This window comes from Streptomyces sp. 3N207 (genome assembly GCF_052246355.1).
Classification (GTDB): Bacteria; Actinomycetota; Actinomycetes; order Streptomycetales; family Streptomycetaceae; genus Streptomyces.
Genome location: NZ_JBQQBV010000020.1, coordinates 1 through 13,543 on the forward strand (window position 1 = coordinate 1; position 13,543 = coordinate 13,543).

The following is a 13,543-nucleotide window of genomic DNA, read 5'->3' on the forward strand; positions in this document are numbered from 1 at the left end:
ATGGGGCTTGGCTACCGGAAGGAGTTGTCGGGGAGGGTCCCTGGGGGGATGGGGGTCCTCGCCCCCAGCCCATAACGTCAGCCCGACGATTACACTCGGCTCTGTGGCTCAACTACGTCTCGCGCTGAATCAGATCGACTCCACCGTCGGTGACCTGGAGGGCAATGCCGCAGCTGTCCTCCGGTGGACCCGGCACTCCGTCGAACAGGGCGCCCATCTGGTCGCGTTCCCGGAGATGATGCTGACCGGGTATCCGGTCGAGGACCTGGCGCTGCGCCGGTCGTTCGTCCAGGCGAGCCGCACAGCCGTGCGGGAGCTCGCGCGGCGGCTGGCCGACGAAGGGCTGGGCGAGGTGCCCGTCGTCGTCGGCTATCTCGACCGCTGCGAGCAGGCCCAGCCCCGCTACGGCCAGCCCGCCGGTGCCCCGCAGAACGCGGCGGCCGTGCTGCACCGCGGCGAGATCGTGCTGACCTTCGCCAAGCACCATCTGCCGAACTACGGCGTCTTCGACGAGTTCCGCTACTTCGTGCCCGGCGACTCCATGCCCGTCCTGCGGGTGCACGGCGTGGACGTGGCGCTCGCCATCTGCGAGGACCTGTGGCAGGAGGGCGGCCGGGTCCCGGCGGCACGCACCGTGGGTGCCGGGCTGCTGCTGTCGGTCAACGCCTCGCCGTACGAGCGGGACAAGGACGACACCCGGCTGGACCTGGTGCGCAAGCGTGCGCAGGAGGCGGGGTGCACGACCGCGTATCTGGCCATGATCGGCGGCCAGGACGAGCTGGTCTTCGACGGCGACTCGATCGTCGTCGACAGCGACGGGCAGGTGCTGGCGCGTGCGCCGCAGTTCGAGGAGCAGTGTCTCGTCCTCGATCTGGAGCTGCCGGCTGCCGCCGTGACGCCGCCGTCGGGCGAGGTGGACGACGGGCTGCGCGTCGAGCACCACGTCCTCTCCGCCGAACCGCTGCCCGCCTACGAGCCGGAGGCCACCGGTGGCGAGGCGCCGCGTAGGGAGGACGCCGAGGAGATCTACACAGCGCTGGTGGTGGGCTTGCGCGCGTATGTGGTCAAGAACGGCTTCCGCTCGGTGCTGATCGGGGTGTCCGGCGGCATCGACTCGGCGCTGACGGCCGCCCTCGCCTGCGATGCGATCGGCGCGGAGAACGTGTACGGCATCTCGATGCCGTCGCGGTACTCCTCGGAGCATTCGAAGGAGGATGCCGCCGAGCTGGCGGAACGCACCGGGCTCAACTTCCGCACCGTCGAGATCGAGCCGATGTTCGCCGCGTACATGGGCTCGCTCGGCCTCACCGGGCTCGCCGAGGAGAATTTGCAGGCCCGGCTGCGCGGCACGCTGCTGATGGCCGTCTCCAACCAGGAGGGCCACATCGTGCTGGCCCCAGGCAACAAGTCCGAACTGGCGGTGGGCTATTCGACGCTGTACGGCGACGCGGTGGGCGCCTACGGCCCGATCAAGGACGTCTACAAGACGAACATTTTCCGCCTCGCGAAGTGGCGCAACCGTGCGGCCCTGGAGCGCGGCCAGACCCTGCCGATCCCCGAGCGCTCCATCACCAAGCCGCCCAGCGCCGAGCTGGCGCCCGGCCAGGTGGACACCGACTCGCTGCCCGACTACGACGTCCTCGACCGCATACTGAAGCGGTACGTCGACGGCGACCAGGGCGCGGCGGCCATCGTCGAGGCGGGCTTCGACGCGGAGACCGTGCGCCGGGTGCTGCGGATGACGGACCGCGCCGAGTACAAGCGCCGCCAGTACCCGCCGGGCACGAAGATCTCCCCCAAGGGCTTCGGCAAGGACCGCCGGCTGCCGATCACCAATCGGTGGCGGGAGGGCTGACGGTCGCTGTCGGAGGCTTTTGCAGCCACCAGGCGCGCGCCGGCGGGAGGTTGGCCCAGGCGGTGCGGGAGCCGGCGCGGCAGCGGTCGCGGTAGCCCGCGAGGACGGCCTCCACCGCGCGGTGCCTGTTCGCCTCGGCCGCCGACGCGAACAGCCGGCGCGCCCTGGCGGTGCCCAGATACGCGAAGTAGGTGAGGGTGCCGCCCGGCTTCAGCAGCGTCAGCAGGCGCTCCATGACGGTCTCGACCTGAGCCGGGCGGAAGTTGGTGAAGGGCAGCCCGGAGACGATCACGTCGTAGCGGTGGCCGGGATGCCAGCGCTCGATCCGCGTCTCCTGCACGTTCACGTACGCCTCACCGGGGTGCGCTCCGGCCAGCGCCCGCAGCCGGGCGGCGAAACGGGGGTTGCTCTCGACGACATCCAGACTGCTGCCCTCGCCGAGCGCGTCCAGCAGCAGCCGGGTCACCGGACCGGTGCCCGCGCCCACTTCCAGCACCGTGAGGGGCCCGCGCCCGGCCCGGCGGCATACGGGCTCGGCCAGCAGCCCGGAGAGGCGGCGACCGCTGGGGGCGAGGGCCCCGGTGGTACGTATGTCGGTGAGGGCCTCGGCGAGGAACATCAGCCCCGGGCTGCCGGGGCGGCGCGGCCGGGCGCTCTCGTCAGTGGCGGTCCAAGGGTGCTCGTGAGGGGCCGCCGCCGGACCGGCGCCGGGCGGAAAAGCCGTGTTCAGGGCGGTGGTTGTGACGTGCGAGTCGTTCATGGCGGCGACGCTAGGAGCGGCACCCGGGGAGAGAATCCGCCGTCGTGCGACGGCAACCCCCTACGAAAGTCGGGGGTGACGGCGTTCCCAGGTCGGAGCAAGTGAGCGCGATCCGGTCCTAGGCTCGGCCCGGTGAACGCGCAGATACGGGGCCGACCGGGCCCGCGGGCGATGCGGTGGGCCGATGGCGCCGTCGTGGCGCTCGCGACAGCACTTTCCGTACAGGAGGCCGCCCTCGGCAACGGGGCCCGGTACGGCTCCGTCTGGGTCGCCCTCGCCGTGACGGCCGGTCTGTCGCTCGCCGTACGGCACCGGTGGCCGTCGGCGGTCGCCGTGCTGACCGCCGCCGTGGCCGGGCTGGCCGGGCTCGTCCTGCCTCTGCTGGTGGCGCTCTTCCACCTCGCTTCCCGCGGGCGACCACGCGCGGCGGGCTGCGCCGTTCTCCTCGCGGTGACGGTCAACGCGGCTGCGCTCGCCCTGCACTTGGGGCCGGCCCCGCATCTGTGGGAAACCCGCTCCTACGGGCCGGTGCTGCTGCCGGTCCTCGCGGTGGTACTGGGGCTGTGGACAGGCGGCAAGCGGCGACTGGTGGAAGCCCTCGACGCCCGTGTCGAGCACCTGCGTACGGAGCGCATGCTGCGGGAGCGCTCGGCGCGGCTCGCGGAACGGGCGGCCATCGCGGCGGAGATGCACGACGTACTGGCGCACCGGCTCAGCCTGATCGCGCTGCACACGGGCGTACTGGCCACCCGTAAAGAGGCCCTGCCGGAACGGGTGGCGGACCGGGTCGGGCTGCTGCGCACGGCAGCCACGGACGCCTTGACCGATCTGCGGGACGTCCTCGGCGCACTGCGCGACCCGGACAGCGGCCAGGAAGGCAGCCAGGACGGCGATCCGCGCTGCGGGCCGGACAGCGGCCCGGCGTGCGGGCCGGACAGCGGCCCGGCGTGCGGGGACGGGGCGCGTGCGGGCGGAGCCGAGGGACCGGCGCTCCGGGATCCGGCGGACGTGGTCGCCGAGGCGCAGGCCGCGGGACAGCGGATCACGGCGGCGCTCGACGAGGCTCCGGAGCGCGCCCCCGCCGCGCACCGGCTCGCGGTGCTCCGGATCGTGCAGGAGGCGCTGACCAACGCCCGCAAGCACGCGCCGGAGTCGGCCGTGCGGATCGCCGTCGGCTACGGCCCGCCGGTCACCCTGGTCGAGGCCGTCAACGGGACGGGGCCCTCGTTCGGGCCGCTCCGGCTGCCGCCGTCCGGCTACGGTCTGGTCGGGCTGCGGGAGCGGGTCGAAGCGCTGGGCGGCGAGCTGTCGGCGGGTCCGCACGAGGGGCCCGGCGGGGAGGAGTGCTGGCGGCTTGCTGCCCGTGTCCCGCACGTGCTCCCGTCTGTTCCGGCGCCGCGCGGCGGGCACGGGGAGAGGGGGCGGAGCGAGTGATCCGCGTCATGATCGTCGATGACGACGCGCTGGTCCGGCTGGGCCTCACCGACCTGATCGAGAGCGACGGCACCCTCGAACTGGTCGCCGCGGCACGGGACGGCGCCGAGGCCGTCGCGGCGGCCACCGCGCACCAGGTGGATGTCGCACTGGTGGACGTCCGGATGCCGGGTACGGACGGCATCACCGCCACCGCGCGGCTGCGCGCCCTGCCCCGGCCCCCGCGGGTGATCACGCTGACGACCTTCGACCTGGACGCGTACGTCTACGACACGCTCGCCGCAGGCGCGGACGGCTTCCTGCTCAAGGACACCGACCCCGCGGAGATCCTGCGCGCCGTGCATCTGGTGGCCGCGGGCTCCGCCATGCTGCACCCCGCGGCGGCGCGCCGGCTGATCGACCAGCACCACCGGCGCGGCGGCGCCCGCGTGGCCGCGGCCCGGGCCGCCGTGGACCGGCTCACCCCGCGGGAGCGCGAGGTGCTGGCCCTGCTGGCGGAGGGCGCGGGCAACGCCGAGATCGCTGCCGCCCTGACCATGCGGGAGAGCACGGTCAAGGCGCATGTGAGCCGGATACTGTCCGGTCTCGGCGTCGACAACCGGGTACGGGCTGCGCTTGCGGCCCGCGATGCGGGGCTGGTGTGAGGCGGAGCCGGACCGGGTGCTGGTTCCGGCGCCCCGGTCCGGCCCTCAGGCGTCAGTCCTTGAGCATCAGCGCCCAGCCCTGATTAAACAGCTCACAGTAGTGGTCGCTGTAGCCGTGGCGGACGTAGTAAGCACCGGCGTCATCGCAGGCGGCCTTGGTGCGGTACCAGGCCTTGAAGCTGTAGCCGGCGGCGTGCTGTTCGGACGCGGCGCGGGGCGGCACGTTGTCGCCGGGGGCGGCAACGGCCGGTGCGGCGGCGGCCAGGGTGCCGAGCATCGCCACAGCTGCGGCGGTGGCGGCGAGACGGGCCGAACGGGATCTCATGCGGGTTTCCTCCCTGTGGGACACGAACCGACCTCACGGGAGGGCGCGCAGCGCGTGCCGAGGAGCGTGGCACGCGCGCCCGATGTCCTCAACTGGCCGCCATTTCATGGCAGTTGGCAAGTCCCCGTGGTGTCGCGAAGAGAGTATGCAGGCACCGGGGCAACCGCCAGCGGCACACGCGGTGACTCAGATCACACGCGTCCCCCGCGTGCTCTTCGCACCCCACACGCGCCCGCCACCGCCTCCCCTCCTCTCCCCCCGGGAGCTGACCGCCGGGCGGCACGGGTTACACGTGCGAGTGAGCCTCCACCGGGACCTCGCCCGCGCGAGCGACCACGCGCGAGTCGCCGCGGTCCAGTGCGCCCGCCGTGACGGCTATGGCGAGCCCGGCCAGGGCGAGGGCCGCGCCGACCAGGGTGGGGGACGTCCAGCCCCAGCCGGCGGCGATGACGACACCGCCGAGCCACGCGCCGCCCGCGTTGGCGAGGTTGAACGCGGAGTGGTTGGAGGCCGAGGCGATGGTGGGTGCGTGCGAGGCGGCCCGCATCACCAGCATCTGGACCGGCGTGGTGATCAGGAAGCCGACGGCCCCCAGCAGCCCCACCAGCGCCAGCGCGGCCCACTTCACGGGAGCCGCGAAGTGGAGGGTGACCATCAGCGCTGCCATCAGACCCAGCGCCACATACAGGGTGCGGCGCGGGGCGCGGTCGGTCAGCGGGCCTGCGATCAGAGTGCCCAGCGTCATGCCGATGCCGAAGAGGGCGAGCACCCAGGTGACCGAGGTGTCGGCAAGCCCTGTGACCTCGGTCATCATCGAGGCCAGGTAGCTGTAGACGGCGAACACGCCACCGAAGCCGAAGACGGCGGTCAGCAGCCCGAGGACCACCTGGCGGTTGCCCAGGGCGCGCAGTTCGTGACGTACGCCACCCTGGTGCTCCAGCGGTATACGGGGCACGAGGAGCGCGAGTGCCGACATGGCGACCAGGCCGATGAGGGTGACGACCACGAAGGTGGCGCGCCAGCCGAGTTGCTGACCCAGCGCGGTGCCGCCGGGCACGCCGACGATGTTGGCGACGGTCAGCCCGAGGAACATCGTGGCCACGGCGCGGGCCGCGCGGCCCTCCTTCACGAGCCGGGCCGCGACCACGGCACCGACGCCGAAGAACGCACCGTGCGGCAGCCCCGCCAGCACCCGGCCGGCCAGCAGCGTGCCGAATCCGGGGGCGAGCGCCGAGGCGAGGTTGCCGAGAGTGAACAGCCCCATCAACAGCAGCAGCATCAGCTTGCGCGGGACACGGGCGCCGACGGCGGTCAGCAGCGGGGCACCGAGTACGACACCGAGGGCGTAGGCGGAGACCAGATACCCCGCGGTCGGTACGGACGTGCCGAGATCGTCGGCGACGTTCGGCAGCAGGCCCATCATCACGAACTCGGTGGTGCCGATTCCGAAGGCGCCCACGGCGAGTGCGAGCAGAGCCAGAGGCATGCGGAGACCTTTCTTATGCGGAAGGGGGTGTAACCGATTACATTGCCGGGCACCCGGCGGTGCGGGTCTATGTTTGGCGGTGTAACAAAGTCTCGCAGCCGGATGTTCCACGGTGCAAAACGCGACGTTACGAGGGGTGGAATCTCCGCGGACCCGGGCGATACGGGGTGCCCCTTACCCGCCGTCCGCGGCCGCGCCTGCGCTGTGGCTTGTCGCGCAGTTCCCCGCGCCCCTTCGGGGCGCACAACCCCTCGGCGTCGAGAGGGCAAGCGGCGAGCCCTAGCCCGTCAGGTCGATCTTCGCCGCGATCGGCAGGTGGTCGCTGTCGGTCGCCGGGAGCGTCCACGCGGAGACGGGGTCGGCGCCCTTGACCATGATCTGGTCGATCCGCGCCATCGGGAACGAGGAGGGCCAGGTGAAGCCGAAGCCGTCCCCCGCCGCGCCCTGCGCGGAGCGCATCTGGGAGGTGATCGGCGCCAGCGCGCGGTCGTTCATGGTGCCGTTGAGGTCGCCGAGGAGGAGGACCTGACCTGCCGGGTCGTTGGCGATCGCCTCACCGAGCGCGTCGGCGCTGCCGTCGCGCTGCCCGGCCGTGAAGCCGGAGCGGAACTGCACCCGGACCGACGGCAGATGGGCGGCGTAGACGGCGACCTCGCCCTTCGGCGTCTGCACCGTGGCACGCATGGCACGCGGCCAGCCCATCTTGATGTCGACCGTCCTGATGTCCTTCAGCGGGTACTTGCTCCACAGCCCGACCGTGCCGGTGAGCTTGTGGTAGCGGTGCGTCTTGTCGAGCGCGGCCTGATAGGAGCCGGCCTTCGCCGGGGAGACCTCCTCCAGCGCGATCACATCGGCCCCGGAGTCGACCAGCACCTTGGCTGTACCCCGGGGGTCGGGGTTGCCCGCGTTGACGTTGTGGGTGACGACGGTGAGGTCACCGGCACCGCTGCCGGTCTTGTCGTCGAACAGCCCGCCGAACAGGTTCGCCCACATCAACACCGGCAGCAGCAGCGCGATCAGCGCGGTGGCCGACCGGCGCAGCACGGCGGCGACCAGCAGCACAACGATCAGCAGCCCGCCCCACGGCAGGAACGTCTCCCACAGCGAGCCGAGGTTGCCGATGGCGTTGGGGACCTCTGCGTGCAGCCAGAAGGCGAGCCCCAGAAGCACGGCGGCCATCGCGACGATCCAGCCGCGCCGCCATTTCCCTGGCCCTGACCAGCCCCGGGAAGCACCGTCGGCGCGGCTGCCGGTGAACCGGGACCAGGGTCCCTGCCGTCCGCCGCCGTCCTCGCTGAAGGTGGCCTCCGACGTGTACACGCGCGCCATCCGCCGTCCGTCCTCACTTGCCTGTGTTGGTGCCCGATGAACGATAGGCGATGCCCGTTTTCATGCAGTTGAACCCTTCGGTTCGACTGCCGCTTTCGCCCTGAAGTCCGGTGTGGAATCTGAAAGGAGGACGAGAGCCGACAGCCCTCGGGTTCCGGCAGGTCGGGGCTGGTTCGCCACTGTGACACAAACCGCACGCAGCCCGTACGGCACCCCCGGACCGACCGCAGGGGCAGACCCACGCACCGGCCGTACGGCAGACCCACGCACCGGCCGCCTTCCGGTGACGAGACGTCACTCCCGAGGGCGGAGGCCGTCCAGAAAGGCGTCGACGATCTGCCGGGGCATCTCCTCGGGCAGCTCTTCCCAGTCGCGCAGCAGGATGCGGGCGAGGATCGGCGCCGTCAGCATGTCGACGAGGACGTCGATGTCGATGTCGCCGCGCAGCTCCCCGCGCTCGATCCCGCGCCGCAGTACGAAGGCCAGCCGCTCGCGGCGGGCGCTGATGACGGTCTCGTGGTAGCGCTTCCACAGCTCGGGGCGGCTGTGCACATGGCCGGCCAGCACCCGCAGCAGCGTGGAGCGCCGCTTGGCGAGACCGATCTGGCGCAGCCAACCCAGGGCCCCGATGAGGACCTCGCGCAGTGGCCCGTCCCCGGGGCCCTCGTACGTCGGCTCCTCCATCTCCTTGACGACATACAGGAACAGCTCGTCCTTGCCGGACCAGCGCCGGTAGACCGCGGCTTTGCCGACGCCCGCGGTGCGGGCGATCTGCTCGACGGAGAGGGCGTCGTAGGAGACGCCCTCCTCCAGGAGCCGGGTGACCGCGTCCAGGATGGCGCGCTCGACAGCCTCGCTGCGCGGACGCCCGCGCGCCTTGCCGGAGGGCTTACCGGACGGGAGGGGCGGGTTCTCGCCGGCATCCGGGAGCTCTCCCGCCGTACCCCTGCCATCCGCACGCTTCACAGCCGACTCACCGCTCCGTCCCCACTGGCTGCTTCTCCTCTTCGCCGCCGGTCTCATCTTCCCCCGCCGCCTCCGCCGCGGGCTTGCCGGGCAGCCAACCGGCGACGACCAGTGCGCCCAGCAGCGCGACGGCCCCGGAGGCGAGCACGGTGGTGTGCATGGCGTCCACGAACGCCGACTTGGCCGGGTCCACCAGCGCCCGCCCCGTGGGCCCCAGCCGGTCGGCGAGCGCGAGGGTGGCCTCGATGGACTCGCCGGCCGAGTGCTGTGCGTCGCCGGACAGGTGCGGTACGGCGGCGAGGGTGCCGTCGACGCTGTCCCGGTAGCGGGTGGAGAGCAGCGAGCCGAGGACGGCCACCCCGAGCGCCCCGCCGACCTGGCGGAAGGTGTTGTTGACGGCCGAGCCGGAACCCGCCTTCTCACGGGGCATCGACTGCATGATCGAGACGGTGGCGGGCGGCATGATGTACGCCATCGCGCTGCCGAGCACGAAGTAGATGACCTCCAACTGCCACAGCGGCGTCGTCTCGTCGAGCGTGGTGAAGGCGAACATGCCGAGGGCGACCAGCACCATGCCCACCGTGCACACGGCCTTGGCACCGAACCGGGTGACGGCCTTGGCGGCACGCGGGGAGAAGATCATCTGGGCGGCGGCCAGCGGGAGCATCAGCAGTCCGGCCTCCAACGGGCTGAAGCCGCGCACGCTCTGGATGTAGAAGACGCCGAAGAACATCACCCCCATGAGCGCGAAGAAGACCAGGGCGATCGCGGCGACGGCGGCGGAGAACGCAGGGTTGCGGAAGTAGCGCACATCGAGGGCGGGATGGCTGCTGCGCCGCTCGTGCAGCAGGAACAGCGTCAGGACGAGGATGCCGCCGCCCGTGGCGGCGAGCACCTTCGGGTCGGTGAAGTCGGCCAGTTGGCCGCCCTCGATGATCCCGTAGACCAGCAGCACCAGCCCGGCGACCGAGAGCAGCACGCCCAGCGGGTCGACCCGGCCCGGTGCCGGGTCGCGGGAGTCGGGCACCAGCGCCAGGATGGCCACCAGCGCGACGAGCACGACGGGTGCGTTGACGAGGAAGACCGAGCCCCACCAGAAGTGCTCGAGCAGCACCCCGCCGGTGATGGGGCCGATGGCGACCCCGAGCCCGACGCCGCCCGCCCAGATGCCGATGGCCTTGGGCTGCTCCTCACGCGGGAAGATGTTCATCAGGATGGCCAGGGTGGCCGGCAGTACGAAGGCCGCCCCGAACCCCATCAGGGCGCGGTAGACGATCAGTTCGCCGGGTCCGGTGGAGAAGGCCGCGAGCACGGAGCCCAGGCCGAACACCAGCAGCCCGGCCAGCAGCACCTTCTTGCGGCCGAGCCGGTCACCGAGCAGGCCCGCGGTGAACAGGAGACCGGCGAAGACGAGCGTGTAGGCGTTGATGGCCCACTCCAACTCGCTCTGGGTGGCGCCCAGTCCGACGGGCGTGGGCCTGGCGAGGGTCTTCATCGCCACGTTGAGGATGCTGTTGTCCAGGACGACGACCAGCAGACTGAGCATCAGTACACCGAGGACCGTCCACCGGCGCCGATCGAGCGCCTCGGCTTTCCCGGACGCCTCGGGCGCGGCAGAAGAACTGGGGCTACTCATGGCAGGCAGCGTAGTCCTGTGTTACGAAACGGAGCCGTTCCGTTTCGTAAAAACTTCGTCATGCGCCGGCCCCGCCTCCCGGCCCTCTACCGGGTGACAGAGGGGCGTGCCAGCATGGGACGCAGATCCGGAGACGCCGTAAGGGCGCTTCGAGACGACAACAGGAGTCATCAGCCATGCCACAGACTCTCTACGGGGGAACCCGTAATCGCCGGGTGACCGTGCGCGACCTCGCACTCGCCAAGGAGCGGGGCGAGAAGTGGCCCATGCTCACCGCCTACGACGCGATGACCGCCTCCGTCTTCGACGAGGCCGGCATCCCTGTGCTGCTCGTCGGCGACTCGATGGGCAACTGCCATCTCGGCTACGAGACGACCGTGCCGGTCACCATGGACGAGGTCACCCTGCTGACCGCCGCCGTCGTACGGGGCACCGACCTCGCCCTGGTCGTCGCCGACCTGCCGTTCGGCTCGTACCAGGAAGGCGAGGTCCAGGCGCTGCGCAGCGCCACCAGGCTCGTCAAGGAAGCCGGTGCCCAGGCCGTCAAGCTGGAGGGCGGCGAGCGCTCCGCCGACCAGATCGGGCTGCTGGTGCGGTCGGGTATCCCGGTGATGGCGCACATCGGACTGACCCCGCAGTCCGTGCACGCCATGGGCTACCGGGTGCAGGGGCGCGGCGAGGAGGCCGCGCACCAGTTGATGCGGGACGCCAAGGCCGTCCAGGACGCCGGGGCCTTCGCCGTCGTCCTGGAGATGGTGCCCGCACCGGTCGCCGCCGAGGTCACCCGGGCGCTGCACGTGCCCACCGTCGGTATCGGCGCGGGGAACGACTGCGACGCCCAGGTGCTGGTGTGGACCGATATGGCGGGCCTCACTCCGGGCAAGCTGCCGCGCTTCGTGAAGCAGTACGCCGCGCTGCGTACGACGCTGGGCGACGCGGCGCGTGCCTTCGCCGAGGACGTCGTCGAGGGCGCGTTCCCGGCGGCGGAGCACTCCTTCGAGTAGCCCTTCGGACAGCTCCTGCCGCAGTTCCTTCCCGTGAGCGGCGCGACGGCCCACCGACAGGCCCGGCTCGGGTGTCGGTGGGCTGTCGGTCGTTTGTCGGTCGTTTGTCAGTGCGGGCTGGCACAGTGGCGACATGACGCGAGAGAAGACGACGAACGCGGTCGAGGTCCGCGGACTGGTCAAACACTTCGGGGAGACGAAGGCCGTCGACGGCATCGACCTCGATGTGCGCGAAGGCACCGTGATGGGTGTGCTGGGCCCCAACGGCGCGGGCAAGACGACGCTCGTCCGGATGCTCTCCACGCTCCTGCAACCCGACGCGGGCACGGCGAAGGTCGCCGGGTTCGACGTGGTGCGCCAGCCCCGCGAGTTGCGCCGCACGATAGGTCTGACCGGCCAGTACGCCTCGGTGGACGAGAAGCTGGCGGGCTGGGAGAACCTCTACATGATCGGGCGGCTGCTCGACCTGCCCCGTACGGAAGCACGCAAGCGCGCCGACGAACTGCTGGAGCGGTTCTCCCTCACCGAGGCGGCCCGGCGCCCCGTGATGAAGTACAGCGGCGGTATGCGGCGCCGGCTCGACCTGGCGGCTTCCATGATCGGCCGCCCCAAGGTGCTGTATCTGGACGAGCCCACCACGGGTCTCGACCCGCGCACCCGCAACGAGGTGTGGGACGAGGTCAAGAACATCGTGGCCGACGGCAACACCGTGCTGCTCACCACGCAGTACATGGAGGAGGCCGAGCAGCTGGCCGGCGAGCTGACGGTCGTCGACCGCGGCCGGATCATCGCCGAGGGCCGGGTGCCCGAGCTGAAGGCGAAGGTCGGCGGCCGCACGCTGGAGATCCGCCCGTCGGACCCGGGCGAGCTGACGCGGATGGTCGGAGCCGTCGCCCAGGCAGGTCTGGACGGGGTGGCCGGTGCCACCGCGGACGAGGAGTCGGGCGTCGTCAGCGTCCCGATCGTCAGCGACGAACAGCTGACGGCCGTCGTCGCGCTGCTGGGCGAACGCGGCTTCGCGATAGCCGACATCGCCACCCATCTGCCCAGCCTGGACGAGGTGTTCCTGGCCCTCACCGGCCAGAAGGCCACCCACCAGGACGACGAGAACAAGCTCGAGGAGGTCGCGGCGTGAGTACCGCCACCGTCAAAGCACCCGGGCCCGAGCAGGCCCCGACCGGCTCCGGGTCCGGGACGGACCGCGCACCCGGCAAGCCCCGCACGGTAGAGGGCCGCATCGGACTGCGGGCCAACCTGCGGCATATCGGCGCGCTCGTCCGCCGCAACGCGCTGCAGATCAAGCAGGACCCCGAGTCGATGATGGACGCACTGCTGATGCCCATCATCTTCACGCTGCTGTTCGTCTATGTCTTCGGTGGCGCCATCGGAGGCGGCGGCGGCTCCGGCGACCGGGAGCAGTACATCCAGTATCTGATCCCCGGCATGATGGGCATGATGGGCATGTCCATCGCGATGGCCGTCGGCACGGGCATCAACGAGGACTTCCGCAAGGGCGTGATGGACCGCTTCCGGTCCATGCCGATTGCCCGTTCCTCGGTGCTGATAGCCAAGTCGGTGGTGGAGATCGGCCGGATGCTGGTCGCCGTCACCGTGCTGCTGACCGTGGGCTTCCTGGTCGGCTTCGACATCAACGGGCACTGGCTGGGCATGCTGGCCGCCATCGGGCTGACCGCGCTGTTCGGCGCCTCACTGCTGTGGATCTTCATCCTGCTGGGTCTGACGATGAACACGGCGCAGGCCGTGCAGGGCGTCTCCTTCCTGGTGCTGATGCCGCTGCAGTTCGGTTCCTCGGTCTTCGTGCCGACGGACACCATGCCCGGCTGGCTGGAGACGTTCACCGACGTCAATCCGCTCACCCATGTCGCCAACGCGGCCCGCGGACTGATGCTCGGCAAGGGCGAGGTCGCCGACCCGGTGATGTGGACGGTCATCTGGGCCGTCGGCCTGACGCTGGTGACCGCGCCGATCGCCATCTCCAAGTTCCGCAAGAAGACCTGACGGTCTCTTCGCCGCCCACCCTGCTGCCGCGCTTGGGCAGCCTGCTCCCCCGGACTCCGTCCGGGAGGGGCGCCCAATTGCGGCA

12 protein-coding genes are annotated in these 13,543 nt (G+C 71.2%); 6 read left to right on the forward strand and 6 right to left on the reverse strand.

Annotated features, from left to right (window positions below):
- The first annotated feature begins 103 nt into the window (after positions 1-103).
- Positions 104-1,855: an NAD+ synthase gene (locus tag ACTWP9_RS26880; protein ID WP_443248860.1), complete on the forward strand. Its 1,752-nt coding sequence runs from the start codon at positions 104-106 to the stop codon at positions 1,853-1,855.
- Here the strand turns inward: ACTWP9_RS26880 and ACTWP9_RS26885 are convergent.
- The gene (locus tag ACTWP9_RS26885; RefSeq protein ID WP_443248971.1) at positions 1,830-2,474 is read right to left on the reverse strand and encodes a class I SAM-dependent methyltransferase; all 645 of its coding nucleotides are present in this window, start codon (positions 2,472-2,474) and stop codon (positions 1,830-1,832) included. The two genes, ACTWP9_RS26880 and ACTWP9_RS26885, sit on opposite strands and share 26 nt — an antisense overlap.
- 273 nt (positions 2,475-2,747) lie before the next feature.
- Between ACTWP9_RS26885 and ACTWP9_RS26890 the strand changes: the two genes are divergently transcribed.
- Positions 2,748-4,049, forward strand: a complete 1,302-nt coding sequence (locus ACTWP9_RS26890) for a sensor histidine kinase (protein ID WP_443248861.1) — start codon at positions 2,748-2,750, stop codon at positions 4,047-4,049.
- Positions 4,046-4,693 (forward strand): response regulator, encoded by a 648-nt coding sequence (locus ACTWP9_RS26895; protein ID WP_443248862.1) that lies wholly within the window; start codon positions 4,046-4,048, stop codon positions 4,691-4,693. The genes ACTWP9_RS26890 and ACTWP9_RS26895 overlap by 4 nt, the downstream gene beginning before the upstream one ends.
- A gap of 52 nt (positions 4,694-4,745) precedes the next feature.
- Here the strand turns inward: ACTWP9_RS26895 and ACTWP9_RS26900 are convergent, their stop codons facing one another.
- The 5 genes from ACTWP9_RS26900 to ACTWP9_RS26920 all read right to left on the reverse strand — a co-directional run bounded on the left by ACTWP9_RS26900 (position 4,746) and on the right by ACTWP9_RS26920 (position 10,435).
- Positions 4,746-5,018 (reverse strand): hypothetical protein, encoded by a 273-nt coding sequence (locus tag ACTWP9_RS26900; protein ID WP_443248863.1) that lies wholly within the window; start codon positions 5,016-5,018, stop codon positions 4,746-4,748.
- Between the two features lie 286 nt (positions 5,019-5,304).
- Complete coding sequence (locus ACTWP9_RS26905; protein ID WP_443248864.1) at positions 5,305-6,504, reverse strand: MFS transporter; 1,200 nt, start codon at positions 6,502-6,504, stop codon at positions 5,305-5,307.
- 279 nt (positions 6,505-6,783) lie between these two features.
- Positions 6,784-7,683, reverse strand: coding sequence for an endonuclease/exonuclease/phosphatase family protein (locus ACTWP9_RS26910; protein WP_443248972.1), 900 nt, complete (start codon positions 7,681-7,683; stop codon positions 6,784-6,786).
- A gap of 444 nt (positions 7,684-8,127) precedes the next feature.
- Entirely contained in the window at positions 8,128-8,799 is a 672-nt protein-coding gene (locus ACTWP9_RS26915; protein WP_443248865.1) for a TetR/AcrR family transcriptional regulator, read from the reverse strand.
- Positions 8,800-8,806: 7 nt separating this feature from the next.
- Positions 8,807-10,435, reverse strand: a complete 1,629-nt coding sequence (locus tag ACTWP9_RS26920; RefSeq protein ID WP_443248866.1) for a DHA2 family efflux MFS transporter permease subunit — start codon at positions 10,433-10,435, stop codon at positions 8,807-8,809.
- A gap of 176 nt (positions 10,436-10,611) precedes the next feature.
- Here ACTWP9_RS26920 and panB point away from each other — a divergent pair, with 176 nt between their 5' ends.
- From panB to ACTWP9_RS26935, 3 genes are all read left to right on the forward strand, one after another.
- Positions 10,612-11,439, forward strand: coding sequence for a 3-methyl-2-oxobutanoate hydroxymethyltransferase (gene panB, locus ACTWP9_RS26925; RefSeq protein WP_443248867.1), 828 nt, complete (start codon positions 10,612-10,614; stop codon positions 11,437-11,439).
- Between the two features lie 133 nt (positions 11,440-11,572).
- On the forward strand, positions 11,573-12,574 hold the full coding sequence (locus tag ACTWP9_RS26930; RefSeq protein ID WP_443248868.1) for an ATP-binding cassette domain-containing protein: 1,002 nt from the start codon (positions 11,573-11,575) through the stop codon (positions 12,572-12,574).
- A complete protein-coding gene (locus ACTWP9_RS26935) occupies positions 12,571-13,458 on the forward strand; it encodes an ABC transporter permease (protein ID WP_443248869.1) in 888 nt (295 codons plus the stop codon). Before ACTWP9_RS26930 ends, ACTWP9_RS26935 begins: the two co-directional genes overlap by 4 nt.
- Positions 13,459-13,543 lie beyond the last annotated feature (85 nt).